The organism is Flavobacterium kayseriense, from assembly GCF_014305095.1.
GTDB classification, from domain to species: Bacteria; Bacteroidota; Bacteroidia; order Flavobacteriales; family Flavobacteriaceae; genus Flavobacterium; species Flavobacterium kayseriense.
In genome coordinates this window covers 252,987-267,272 of the sequence record NZ_JACRUI010000005.1, presented here as the reverse complement: position 1 = coordinate 267,272, position 14,286 = coordinate 252,987, and the positions used below count along the sequence as shown (strand labels likewise).

The 14,286-nt window shown below is 33.5% G+C and carries 9 protein-coding genes; all 9 read right to left on the bottom strand.

Annotated elements, in window-relative coordinates; translation table 11 throughout:
* Positions 1-122: 122 nt before the first annotated feature.
* The gene (locus H8R22_RS14390; protein ID WP_187011092.1) at positions 123-1,721 is read right to left on the bottom strand and encodes a glycoside hydrolase family 3 protein; all 1,599 of its coding nucleotides are present in this window, start codon (positions 1,719-1,721) and stop codon (positions 123-125) included.
* A gap of 99 nt (positions 1,722-1,820) precedes the next feature.
* Positions 1,821-3,098 (bottom strand): MFS transporter, encoded by a 1,278-nt coding sequence (locus H8R22_RS14385; protein ID WP_187011091.1) that lies wholly within the window; start codon positions 3,096-3,098, stop codon positions 1,821-1,823.
* Positions 3,082-4,662, bottom strand: a complete 1,581-nt coding sequence (locus H8R22_RS14380; protein WP_187011090.1) for a glycoside hydrolase family 10 protein — start codon at positions 4,660-4,662, stop codon at positions 3,082-3,084. Before H8R22_RS14380 ends, H8R22_RS14385 begins: the two co-directional genes overlap by 17 nt.
* Positions 4,663-4,837: 175 nt before the next feature.
* Positions 4,838-6,097, bottom strand: coding sequence for an acyltransferase family protein (locus tag H8R22_RS14375; protein ID WP_187011089.1), 1,260 nt, complete (start codon positions 6,095-6,097; stop codon positions 4,838-4,840).
* 27 nt (positions 6,098-6,124) lie between these two features.
* Entirely contained in the window at positions 6,125-7,333 is a 1,209-nt protein-coding gene (locus H8R22_RS14370) for an anhydro-N-acetylmuramic acid kinase (RefSeq protein WP_187011088.1), read from the bottom strand.
* Positions 7,334-7,381: 48 nt separating this feature from the next.
* Positions 7,382-8,890 carry a sodium:solute symporter gene (locus tag H8R22_RS14365; RefSeq protein WP_187011087.1) on the bottom strand — a complete coding sequence of 503 codons (1,509 nt, stop codon included), beginning with the start codon at positions 8,888-8,890 and terminating at the stop codon, positions 7,382-7,384.
* Positions 8,891-8,916: 26 nt separating this feature from the next.
* On the bottom strand, positions 8,917-9,729 hold the full coding sequence (gene murQ / locus H8R22_RS14360) for an N-acetylmuramic acid 6-phosphate etherase (protein ID WP_187011086.1): 813 nt from the start codon (positions 9,727-9,729) through the stop codon (positions 8,917-8,919).
* A 58-nt stretch (positions 9,730-9,787) separates the two neighbouring features.
* On the bottom strand, positions 9,788-11,056 hold the full coding sequence (locus H8R22_RS14355) for a RagB/SusD family nutrient uptake outer membrane protein (protein ID WP_187011085.1): 1,269 nt from the start codon (positions 11,054-11,056) through the stop codon (positions 9,788-9,790).
* A gap of 16 nt (positions 11,057-11,072) precedes the next feature.
* Positions 11,073-14,132, bottom strand: coding sequence for a SusC/RagA family TonB-linked outer membrane protein (locus tag H8R22_RS14350; RefSeq protein WP_187011084.1), 3,060 nt, complete (start codon positions 14,130-14,132; stop codon positions 11,073-11,075).
* Positions 14,133-14,286 lie beyond the last annotated feature (154 nt).

The following is a 14,286-nucleotide window of genomic DNA, read 5'->3' as shown; positions in this document are numbered from 1 at the left end:
GTTAATTAGTTTTTGTTTATACTTTGATTTTAAGCCTGTTTTGAATTTATTTTTTATTTTTTGTTGCCAAAAAAAGGTATCGTGGCTGTAAATTTTACACTTTTATTTTTTTTAAAGTGTGGCTAAATTCCATTAAGATGTACCGGTAAGACACCACTACACAAATAATCATTCAATAATTGTTCAGCCGCATTTTCTTGAAATTCAGGAAAATCTTGGTAAGCTTGTACAATGCCCGTCGCGAGATTGAAATTTGGTATCACTTGCAGAGCGTATGGATTTCCAAAGACGTAAAGTATGCATTTTTTTGATTCTAGTAAACTGCTCAATAATTCTAAAATTACTGGCGAAATATCAAAATTATTCATGGGTTTTGCTTTTGGAACAAATAAAGCAATGATTAGAGTATCAAAATTCTCAAGTTCTTGTTCAATATAGGTAAGGTAAATAGTCTCTTCGTTTTCGATAGCGATAATTTTTCCGTTTAATTCTGGTTCCAAACTTTTAAAAAATGGATTTGTACTGTTTTTATAAATAGCTAATTGCGCTAGAGTTCCTCTCTTTGATGCTTCTAAAACTAATTCGCTACTGTTTGTATCTTTGATTTTTGTTAAACTCTTCTTAGCAATGCGGCGGTTTAGCAATGCGGCAGTTTCAAAATCTAAATTAGACTCTGATACTTTAGGTGTTTTAAGAATACCTACTTTTTCCTTGCATTTCATCAAACGATTATAGCTAGCTTCAATACGTTCAGGAGTTGCGTTGATTAGAATTTCATGAATGCCTTCGGCTACATTTTCTGCGAAACACAATACATCGTTTCCAGCATTAAAAGCTTCCCATTCTAATTGTCCTTTTTGTGGATATAAATTAGAAACACTATGCATATTCAAAGCATCAGAAATCACTAATCCATCGTATTTTAATTGCTTTCGCAAAAGATCTTCGATCACTGCTTTTGATAACGTAGCCGAGGTGTTTTGACCGTTATTTAATGCTGGAACAGCCAAATGTCCTATCATAATTGAATCGACATCATTTGCGATTCCTTGAATAAAGGGATACAGCTCATTCGCTAATAATTCGTTTAGCGTTTCTTCTAAAATAGGTAGCCCTAAATGTGAGTCAACATTTGTGTTACCATGTCCTGGAAAATGTTTTAAGCATCCTAAAACGCCTACATCGTTCATTCCGCGGAGGTATTCTAATGCAAACTTGCTTACTTTATCCTTGTTCTCGCCAAAAGAACGGTATCCAATTACTGGATTATTAGGATTATTGTTGATATCTGCTAGCGGTGCTAAGTTGTAATTAATACCAGCTGATTTTAAGTCTAAACCTATTTGTTTTCCTACTTCATAAACTAAATTTGATTCGCTTTCAGGTAAAGCCCCAAGTGTGATAGCATAAGGATATTGGGGTGTTTTTTCGACACGCATGGCTAAACCCCATTCGGCATCAATACTAATTAGCAGTGGAGTAGGAGCGCACTTTTGGTAACGGACAATTAATTGTTTTAAACGGATATAGCTATCATCATTAAATTCAATTTTTTTGTTTGTTTCGTAATTGGTAGCTGCACTTGCACGACTATGAAAAAAAGTTAGGCCTCCAATATTATATTTCTCGATAAGCAATTCCATATCCTTAATATTTTCTTCAGTATCATTAATGAAGACTGCTGGAAAAAAGAATTGCCCTATTTTTTGTTCTAATGTCATGTTCGTTTGTTTAGTATCACGAATAAAAAACTGCAACTAAGTTAAGTACTTAGTAATGCTTATTTTTCACTATTTGCTTCTTCGGAAAAAGCGGTAAGTTTAGGATATTTCTTTAACTGATTTTTTACCAAAATCTTTTGGAAAAATTAGAAATCGAGACAAAATTAAACCAGGTATTGTAGCGATAAAAACCCATATAAAAAAGTTGCCATACCCTAGATATTCTTGAATAAATCCGCTAATCATACCGGGAAGCATCATTCCTAACGCCATGAAACCTGTCGCTAATGCATAATGAGATGTTTTAGATTCTCCTTCGGCAATATAAATCAAATACATCATAAATGCGGCAAAACCAAAACCATAACCAAACTGCTCCGCAATTACAGTTGCATAAATGTAATATACAGAGGTCGGATGAAAGTGAGATAATAATACAAAACCTATAATAGGTAAATGCATGGCTAAAAACATAGGCAACATCCATTTGCCCAATCCATCACGAGAAATGGCAATTCCGCCAAAAATACCGCCGACAGTCAAAGCAATCACTCCAAAAGTACCATAAATAACACCTACATCTTGAGTAGTAAGTCCCATTCCGCCCACCTTTATATCATCAATTAAAAAAGGGGTAAGCATTTTTAATAATTGTGACTCTCCCAGTCTAAATAGAAGAATGAAAGCTAATGCTAACCCTATTTGTTTCTTTTTAAAAAAGCTAATAAAAACAACTGAAAAATTCTTTTTTGATTCTTCTGTAGAAGCTGTTTTCTGGCTAACTTCAGTTTTAGGAGCTGTAAAATAATTATAAAGTGTAATTAAAGCCATTAATAAACCTACGGTAATCATGGTGTACGACCATGCTTTTTGCTTGTCACCATATTGTTGTTCAAGATAACCTCCTATAATTACGATTAAGCCATTTCCGGTTAACATTGAAAGTCGGTAAAACGTACTTCGAATCCCTAAAAAAAAAGATTGTTGTTCTTTTTCTAATGCTATTAAATAAAATCCGTCACTGGCAACATCGTTTGAAGCTGAGGCAAATGCAGCAACCCAAAAAATGGCTAAACTAATAACGAAAAAATGATTTAATGGGATGGTTAATCCAACAATTAAAAAAGCAATTGCAATAAGTAATTGCATCGCTAAAAACCATTTTCTTTTAGTAGAATACAAATCAATAAAGGGGCTCCATAAGGGTTTTATCACCCAAGGAAGATAAAGTAAACTTGTGTATATACCAATATCTTCATTATTGATACCCAGGTTTTTATACATGATTACCGAAACTGAAATAATAATAGCATAAGGTAGCCCAGATGCGAAGCTTAAAATCGGTATCCAGTACCAAGGTCTATTGTCTGTTTTCATTTTTGTTTGCACTTTGGTAGGTTTTGATTTCTGTGGCTTTAGTTATAAAAGTGGGTGTACTTTCATTCCCGAAATAGTCGATAAATGTAATGGCACAACTACTATTTTTCTCTAAATAAATTTTTGGGATAGAAAGGCTTATGCTATCTCTTTTTTCTTTAAAAGCGATTTTATCTACAATAAAACGGGGATTACTAACGTCAAGTTTAGTGTTGTTTTTTGCACCATAAAGCATGACATATCGCACCTTGTCTACGGCCGGATAATCTAAGGTAACCATAGTCGCATCATCTTTTGTTTTGATATCGCAAACGATTGGTGTTTCTGTTCCTAGTTTTCTAGAATTAGGAACTACATAGGGTAAAGCAGGATATTTATATTGGTTTTGAGAAAGTAAATCGGTCACTGCTTTGTTTTTATTAACAAACCATTTTGCGCTAAAAAAAGCATTACCACTAATATTTGGGTAGCTTCTAGTCAAGTCAATTTGATTAGGTATTTCTTTAGGATTAAGCCATTTTTTATCAGAATCATTATTGATTTTGTAGGTTCCGTTTCCAATATACACTGCCGTATTTTTAGAGTTTTCAGACCACCATTTAATCAATTTTGCATAGGAGGCGGTGCGATGATCAATACTCCAGTACAATTGCGGTAAGATATAATCTATATAATTGTCTTCCATCCAAGCCATAGGATCGGCAAAAAGGTCATCGTAATTGGTTTGCCCTGCTTGCGTATCAGATCCTTTTGGATCCACAGATTTGTTTCTCCAAACGCCAAATGGGCTGATACCAAATTGCACCCATGGTTTTATTTTTTTGATTGCATCAAAAGTATTTTTCACATAAGTATTAACATTGTCTCTGCGCCAATCATCTAATTTTAAGTCTTTTCCGTATTTTTTAAAAGAAGTAGTATCGTTAAAGTTTTCACCGGTAATGCGATAAGGATAGAAATAATCATCAAAGTGAATGGCATCTATGTCGTATTTTGTCACGACCTCATCAACAATATTCATTAGATGTGTTTGTACTTCAGGAAGTGCTGGATTGTAGTAGTATTTACCACCGTATTTAATCATCCAATCTGGGTGTAAATTCACATCATGGCTGGGACTTAATGCGGCTGTATTCATGTCCATTGTTGCTCTATAGGGGTTTAACCAAGCATGGAATTCAAAGCCACGGTCGTGAGCTTCAGTTATCATCCAGTCTAAAGGGTCATAAAAAGGGAACGGAGCTAGTCCTTGTTTACCAGTTAAATATTTAGACCATGGAGCCAAATTTGTAGGGTACATTGCGTCACCAGCACTTCGTATTTGCACGATGACCACATTGTAATTTAATTTTTTATACGTTTCAAGTATTGCAATGAAATCTTTTTGTTGCTTTTCAACAGAATCGGTGTTGGTTGTTGGCCAATCTATATTAGCGACAGTAGCTATCCATACGGCTCTAAATTCATTTTTTGGGTTCGCACTAAATTGTTCTTGCGCATTACCATTTGTAAAAAGTAAAAGCAGGCTAGAAAGAACTAAGAGCAGAGATTTTGTTCGATTCATCTTTTGGAATTTTATAGGTATCAAAAATAGTTTTTTTGACCAAGTTTATCGGTTATAACTAAAATAATGTTTTTATGATATTAGCATTGCAAATTTATTGCCACAAATATTTTAAATATAATATGTGTTAATCTCAAATGTATTAATCTCAAATGTATTTATTAACCGCTCAGCATTATACTTTTATAAATATTTTTTTCACAGCAAAAAACCATAGTAGTGTTGACCAAAAGACAACAAAAATAGCAGCGTACATTAAGGACGCATTTTTTTCATTAGTAAAATAAGGGACTAGCCCCTGCTGATAGCAGTATTGTAAAACACTTATATTTTGGCTCTTTTTGTTAGGATTAACTACTGTGATCATACCAAGTGCCCGCGGAATAATACCTGAGAGAAAGAAAACAATCATTGGATTACACCCCCAAATTAAGAAAAAGTAAAATGATTTTTTTAAAGATTTTACCTCAATTAAATAATGAATAATAGTTAAAAAAAGCAAAGCTATTCCACTAGTATATAAAACGTAAGAACTAGTCCAAAGCGCTTTGTTTAGTGGGAAATAAATTGACCATAATAATCCAGTACCAATTAGCAGTCCTGCCCAAATTAGCATATTGTATTTTTTTTCTTTAGCTAAAAAGAGCGCACTTGTAATTATTCCAATTAATGCAGTTGCTAATGCAGGTAAAGTAGTTAAAATGCCCTCAGGGTCCCAAGTTTTGGTTGCGGTATACATGTGACCTTGTAGAATCATATTATCAAGCCACGAAGATAAATTTGTTCCCTCATTGTAATTAGCAGCACCAAGTAAAGGAACAGGTATAAAAGTCATTAGTGCCCAATAACCTATCAATATACAGATGGAGATCGTAATTTGCTGTTTAATAGATGTTGTTAAGTAGATTATGGAAGCGAAAAAGTAAACAACTCCTATACGCTGCAGTACTCCGGGTAATCGTACATCATTAAAGGACAATATATTGCTATAAGCTAAAAATAAAAATATAGCGAGTAGAATCATCGCTAATGCTAACTTGAGTTGTGGTTTGAAGTTGCCTAATAATACATAGCCAACTATTATTGTAATTAGTAGTCGAATGAATAACAAGAATATTTCATTATCTGATAAAATTGAAATTTTATTGAAAAAATTTAAAAATAATCCTAGACAAATAATTCGTATCGAACGTGTCAATATTTTTATGAAAGTATCGGTATCCCATTTTTTATCAGGTAAGGCTAACGGAATAGCAATTCCTAAAACAAATATAAAGGTAGGAAAAACTAAATCAGTAGGAGTACACCCATGCCACTTCGCATGTAGTAAGGGATCGTAAACCGTATTCCAGTTTCCGGGATTGTTAACAACAATCATCAAGAGCACCGTCATTCCTCTTAAAACATCAACTGCAATTACTCTTTCATTTTTCATTGATAGTGTTTTTTATATTTGCAAAAATTATCGTGGAAATGATATTTTACCCATTGACACAGACGGTATTCCATTTATACCCTTAAACTCTTCTGCTCCTCCACACAAAGTTTCATTCGCTAATATTGCAAACAACACTGCTTCTTTTGCATCTCCTGCAATTCCTATTTCATCTGTTGTTTTAAATAGGCACGGGAGTAAAGCTTTTAAGTATTTTATAAGTAGAGGATTATGCATTCCTCCACCTGAAACATAGATAGTGAACTGTGATAGTTCTAAATTGGATTTTTTTACTCTAAATTGAATAGCTTCTGCAATGGTTTCAGCACTAAAACGTGTCAGAGTAGCTAATAGATCTTCGATAGATATTTTTTGAGTTTTACTCTTCAATATTGCCCTTTTGACATACTCTACATTGAATAATTCAGGACCTGTTGTTTTTGGCAATGAAATTGTAAAAAAAGGATCTGATTTTAATTGAGTTAAAAGCTGTTGGTTGATAGTCCCTTTTTTTGCAATTTGTGCATCTTTATCGTAGGCTAGATCAGGAAAATAAAGTCTTACATACGCATCTATAAGAGTATTTCCTGTCCCGGTATCTGTTACAAAGACTTCTGTCTCATTCATGGTTGCGGCTAAATATGTAAAGTTTGCAATACCTCCTAAATTTAACATTATTCTATCCTCTCCTTTTTTTCCAAAAAGAAAATAATCACCATAAACAGCTAACGGAGCGCCCTCTCCTCCTGCAGCCAAATGTTTTTGTCTAAAGTCGGATATTGTTATGATTCCTGTTTTTACGGCAATATGATCTCCATCTCCAATCTGTAAAGTAGCATTTGGGAATTTATTGAGTCCATGAAGTGTTTGTGGTATATGCATAACGGTTTGACCATGAGATGCTATGATATCTACTTCTTCAAAATTTATTTTCCATTTTTGAAGGGCATAATTGATTTGTTCGGCATGTAACAAACCAATCCACTCATTCAGCAATGTCAAATGTTGTAAGTCGATGGTTTTTTTTGCAAAAACAGCACGTATTTCAAGCTTAACATCTTCGGAGTAATTAATTGTTTCAAAATGAGTCACTACAACCTGAGTCTTAATTCCCGAGCCTGAAATTTGACATAAGGCAATATCTAAACCATCTAACGAGGTTCCAGACATTAAACCTATAATTTTACGAATAGGTTTACTGGCAATAGAGTATAGGGATTCTATGTTTGTATTCATGAGTTTATTTTAAACGTTGCGCGTAGTGTAGTGGTAATTTTTGATAAACTAAAACTGGTAATTTTCAGTTGTGCTTCTACTTATGGCATAAAGGCCAAGAAAGGTGATTAAGGTGTTTAGAATTATTAATTCATTATCAAATACATATCCAAACAATAATGTTTGTGAGTTTTCATTGATGATGTAAGTTAATAATGGTGCTAATAAACAAATGAATGGGACTAATTTATCATTTACTTTTTTCGATTTTAAAAATAGACCAAAAGTATACAATCCTAATAAAGGACCATAAGTATAGGAAGCTACTTTAAAAATCATACCTACAACGGAACTATCATTTAAAGAGTTAAAGACAATAATGACTAAAAATATAATAGCTGAAAAAGCCAAGTGTATGAAATGCCTTGTTCTCACCATGTTCTTTTTATGGCTATTTTCTATTTTATCCATTCCAAGAAAATCAACGCAAAACGAAGTTGTTAATGCCGTTAATGCAGAATCAGTTGTAGCAAAAGTTGCTGCAATCAATCCTAGTAAAAAAATGACGGCAGGTAGTATCGTAAGATTATTTAAAGCTATTTCAGGGAAAAGCAAATCAGTTCTTGCTTTATTTGTTACAAAATCAAGAGGAATCGCAATATTGTTTTTAGATGCATAGATGTAAAGTAATGCACCTACGCTTAGAAAAAATATGTTGATAATGACAAAGATACCTGTAAATGTAAACATGTTTTTTTGTGCCTCACCAATATTTTTGCAGCTAAGGTTTTTTTGCATTAAGTCTTGATCAAGGCCAACCATAGCTAAAGTTACAAATATTCCTCCAAGGACTTGCTTAGCAAAGTGGTATTTACTGGTAAGAAAGTCCTCAAAGAAGAATACTTTCGAATAATTGCTTTCTTTTATTTCGTTAAAAGCTTGAATTCCATTCAGATCAAGGCTATCACAAATGAAATAAATAGTTAGGAAAACGGATGTCACTAGAAAAAATGTTTGTAATGTATCTGTAATTATTATTGTTTTCAATCCGCCTCTGTAAGTGTAGGAAAAAATCAAGAGTAAAGATATGAGTACTGTAATCGCAAAAGGGATATTATAATAATCAAAAACGTAACGTTGCAGCACAATTACTACTAGATATAATCTAAAAGCAGAGGAAATAGTTCGACTTACCAAAAAAATTGAAGTAGCTGTTTTATAGCTGTATACTCCCATTCGTTTTTCAATGTACCCATATATGGAAGTCAAATTCATTCGATAATACAGCGGAAGGAGAAGTTTTGCAACAATTATAAAACCAATTGCATTACCTATTATAAATTGAAAATACTTAAATTGTTCTCCATTTGGTGAACCAACTTCTCCCGGAACGGATATGAAGGTAACGCCCGAAAGCGCCGTACCGATCATTCCAAAAGCTACCAAGTACCATTTAGAATCTTTATTTGCTTTGAAAAAAGCGTCATTTCCTCCGTCATTTTTACTGACGGCATGAGAAATAAAGAATAAAATTGCGAAATAGGAAATGAAAAGAATTAGAATTATCGATGGAGTCATTTATGTTTTTTTTACAATTTTGGAAATTACTTAAATGCAATTATTGCTGCTCTTACACTTTTGTGTTCTACTAATAATTTTTTGGCAGTAGGTTTGTCAATATTTAATTCGTCCATCACCATTTTAATTCCTCTTTCTACAAGTTTTTTATTAGACAATTGCATGTCTACCATTTTATTTCCGTGTACTTTTCCTAGCTGAATCATTACGGCTGTAGAGATCATATTTAGTACTAATTTTTGTGAGGTTCCTGCTTTCATTCTTGTGCTACCAGTCAAAAACTCGGGGCCTACAACAATTTCAAGAGGAAAATCAGCTTCTTTTGATATCAAACTGTCGTTGTTACATGATATGCTTCCTGTTGCAATATTATTTTCTCTTGCTTTTTTTAAGCCACCAATTACATATGGAGTGTTTCCAGATGCTGCAATTCCAATGACAAAATCAGCACTAGTAATGGTATGTTTTTGTAAATCTATCCATGCCTGATTATAATCGTCTTCAGCATTTTCTACTGCTTTACGAATAGCTGAGTCTCCACCAGCGATAATTCCGATTACTAATTCATGAGAGACACCAAAAGTTGGAGGACATTCAGAAGCATCTAAAACACCTATTCTTCCTGAAGTTCCTGCACCAATGTAAAATAATCGACCACCTAATTTCATTTTTGAAACAATAGCCTTAGTTATTTTTTCAATATGAGGAATTTGCTTAGCAATTATTTCGGCAACTTTTTTATCTTCTGCATTTATACCATTTAAAATTTCTTTAACGCTCATTTTTTCTAAATTAGAGTAATGAGAGTTTTGTTCAGTATCAGGTCTTTTTTCTTCCATATTTGATTTTAATAAAAACGAGGTAAATAATTGCGATAGATACCTCGTTTGTTTTTTTTTAATTAGCAGGGTCTGCAGGTGTATTTGTATTATTAAACCTTTCAGAATCAGGGTATGGATAATACGTTCTGTTTCTTTCATTTGCTGGACGACTAAAGCGTCTGCTGTCTTCTAGTTTTAAACCTGACATAAATAACTCAATGCATCTATTTCTATATATTTCGGTCAATAAGCTAGCTTGACTCATTGTGCCTGTATATGCGGGCAGGTTCGCTCCAATTCCAAAAGCATCATTTGATGCTGTTTTTGTCAAAACTTTATCTAATTCCATTTTAGAATCATTTAACATATTTGGTATTTTTCGGGCATAAACTTCGGCTTTGATCAAAGTAATCTCACCTGGCAGATATACTGGAATTGCAGTAGTATTTGAATTAAAAAATCCAGCAGCTGTTGCAGGATTTGAACCTGTAGTTATGTAAAAGTTAACACGTCCATCATTACTGACCGGAGCTAAACTACTTGGCAAACCAAAAGTGCGGTCTAAGGGTTGGTATACGTTGTTCGTTAATATCGAATTAAAAGCAATTGGGTTATTGCTTACGGCATCATAAGTAAAGGTTGATTTTGATGTCAAGTCGACTACATTGGCGTGTGTAAGAGCATTATCTAGTTCACCTGCCATCATGTAATAGCGAGCTAAAAGGGCGTTTACTGTATTCTTATACTTTATACTCGAAATTAATCCTGTAAAACCATTGGCATTTGAAAGATAAGATTCTGTTGCTTTTAGTGTTGCAATTGTTTCTGCTAATACTTGGGCTCTAGAATTAAAAGGTGAGTTCGACATTGTTTTTATTGGCACACTTTCATAAAACTGAATCAATGTACCGAGCGCCATGGCTTTAAAAATTGATGCATGAACGAAAATACTTGCTTTTTCACTTTCAACAGTCAACACATTAACATTATCTATTATTTTTTGTGATTCAGAGTTTATTACTAAACATTGAGACCAAAGATTGTTTGTAAGTGCATTCTTTGATGTTAAGGACACACCACCAATAGATAGTTCACCTTCATCTGCATTACCGGCGTTAATTAGTCTTAATTCATTTGTGGTAAACCCATTTGCGGTGATTATCGTGTATACAGGACTTAGCCTTGTAGTCGACCACAATTGTTGTAAACCATTTGCTGCGCCTATCAGTCCTCCTCTAGTACTTAAAACTGCTTCTTGAGAGGGTAGAGTAGGGTCTAGAAATTCATCATTACACGACGTGAAAAATAGACTCATCGTTAACATTGATATAAATATTTTTTTCATTTTGTTTGTTTTAAAATTAGAATTGAAATTTTAATGCAAGAGAGAATGATCTTGGAATTGGGACAGTTCCAAAATTATATTTGGCTACTGAAGACTGACCTCCTGAATTGGTTTCTGGATCAAAACTTGTGAATTTATCCCATGAATACAAGTTTCGTCCACTTGCACTAATCGTTAAGTCATCAAAAAAGGAATTTAATTTTCCAAAAGAATAATTAAACGAAACTTCTCTCAACTTAATATAACTTCCGTCAACTACTCTAAATTCTTCGATTCCGTAAATTGACCAAATATAGCCTCTAGGTAATTCTCCATTAAGTTCTTGTTCAACTAATTTTCCACTACCTACTCCTTGACGAGTTCTGTAATCTGCATCAAATACATCTACACCTTGAACACCATCAAATAATACAGACATTCCGAATTTTTTGTAATTTAAGTTTAAACCAAAAGAGATAATGTAATCTGGATTAGGGTTTCCTATTTGTTTATTTAAAATCGTACCAGTTGGTTGACCTGATGCATCTCTCGTTGCAACTCCAGTTGTTGCATCACCTTTTTCTACTTGAGGATAGCCTTGAGGTGTTAGTAAAAAACTACCATCGCTATTACGAGCATAGTATGTTCCATAATAAATTCCAATTGGTTGCCCTCTTTCAACAAAAACAGGCGCTCCAGATGGATTGCTATCTAATTTAAATCTTTGCTGTGGCAGGCCAGTAACTTTATTTCTGTTTTGGCTATAGTTCACATAGACATCAAGATTCAAATCTTGTTTTTTAATAACATCATAACGCAAACCAATTTCCAAACCTTTATTGTTCATTTCTCCAATATTTTGGATAGTATTAGTCGAGCCTGTTGAACTCGCTAGCTGTACAGGTAATAATAAGTCCTTAATGTCAGCATTGTAGTAACTAAAAGATAGATTAACGCGATCATTTAAAAATCCTAAGTCTGCACCTATTTCATAGGTAGAACTTTTTTCGGGACGCAAATCTAGGTTACCCTTTTTAAAGCCTTCAAGAGTAAATGAGGTATTTCCAATTAGATTGCCCGTGGCATAATTAGTAAATCTAGCATAAGGAGTAATCGCAGTTAAACTTCCAGATTCTCCCCATGATGCACGTAAGCGAGCAGAGCTTACTGGTGAATCTTGCATGAATTTCTCATCAGATAATACGTAACTAACACTCACTTTAGGGTAGAACTGAGAGCGATTTTCTTTAGAAAAAACCGTCGAAGCGTCTTGTCTACCAGCGACAGTTAAGAAAAGTTTATCTTTAAAACCAATAGTTTCTTGAATGTAGTACCCCCATAAGTTATATTTTGACTCTCCAGCATTAGGAGATCCAGGTAATAAAGTGTTAAATGCATTAATGGTTTCAACAAATGGCTTTAAATCTCGTCCTTCAATAGCAAAAAGCTGATCTCTGTACGTTTGGACGTTGTATCCTGCGAATGAGGTTAGTTTTAAATCTTTGTTGATATTCCATAAATATCTCAGGTTAAGATCATTATTAAATTGCACCACTCTATTTGTTGCCTCAGAAACGTATCCATCATTAAAATAAGTTCCGTTAACAGGCGAGTAAGGATATCTTGGAATAAACACTTTTCCTTTTTGATTGTAATTGTCTAAACCAAAGATGAAATCAGCATTAAAATTCTCAAATGGTTTAAAGTTCAGTTGAACGTCAGAAACCATGCGGTCTGTTTTTTGCGTAATCTTAAAAGTTTCAATTACTGACAATGGATTAACTCTATTTGGATCAACTGCTAATAAATCACCATTTGAATTACGCTGATTGATATCATATATGTTGTTAGTTATCGTTATCGAGTTAATAGGGCTCCAAAAAACATTTCCATCAGGCTTTTCATTTGAATTGGATGTAATATAATTTAAGCCAATAGATGCAGATAATTTATCACTAAACTCGTGTTGTAATCTTATTTTTGCTCCTAAACGTGAAAAATCAGTGTTTTTTACAATACCTTCGTTTTTTAAATATCCTATAGATGAAAAGTACTTTGTTTTTTCATCTCCTCCTCGTAAAGAGAAATAAGTGTCAGTCCCGATTCCAGTAGTAAAAATATCATCTTGGTAATCGTACCTTTTAATTCCTGAAATAGTTTGAGTTTCAAGGTTTCTTCCTGCGACTAAAACGGTTGTTGGACTAGCTGCTTGACCTTGGATAGGAAATAATGCCGTAGAGGAGTTTACGAATTGTTTGTCAGACATATTTACATCTACTTTTTTTCGTAGACTATTAGACGTAAGACTTGTAGAAAAAGTGTATTTGGTGTCTCCAATTTTACCTTTCTTAGTAGATATTAAAATTACACCATTTGCAGCGCGGGAACCGTAAATTGCAGCCGCTGCACCACCATTCAATATTTCGATACTTTCAATATCATTAGGGTTGATGTCTGAAGATCTATTTTGACCTATTTGAAGGTTTGAATTTCCTTTACTTACATTTAGGTTTGTTAAGTTGGTTGTTGCATTATTCAAAACAACTCCGTCTATAACATATAACGGATCCGATGACCCTAAGATTGAAGAGGTACCTCTAAGTTTAATAGAAAAACCACCAGCCGGATCTCCTGAATTTTGAGAGACTTGGGCTCCTGCTATTTTACCTTGCAAAGCGGATGATATGTCTACTGGTTTGGCTTTATTAAGGCCCTCTGCTTTTAAGCTTGTAACTGCATTTCCAAGCTCTTTCCTAGTCACTCTGACAGTCGAACCAAGAACAACTACTTCATTTAAAGTATTTAGTTCTTCAGATAAAAGAACATTATAATTGTTGTTTTTATCAGTTAGTTTTAATTGCTTAGTTTCAAATCCAATGTAACTAAAGATTAGTATATCTCCAGTTGTACCGCTAATGGTATAATTACCATCTAAATCAGTTATCGAACTCTTAGTGGAGCCCTTAATTAGGACTGTAACGCCCGGAATTGGTATTCCATCGGCTTTGTTTTTTACAGTTCCAGAAATTGTTTTTGTTTGTGCAAAAGAGGATTGAACTAAAAAAAACAACAATGAAATCAGGAATAATTTTTTCATAATTATTTGGTTTGTGTTAATGGTTAGTAAACAAATGTATCTATTTACTTTAAACAATTGCAATATTTTTCGAATTATTTTTATTTTTAAGTATAAAAACGCAACAAAACGCAATATACATATTCAAATCGTTCTTTTTTAATCTAGTTTCGTT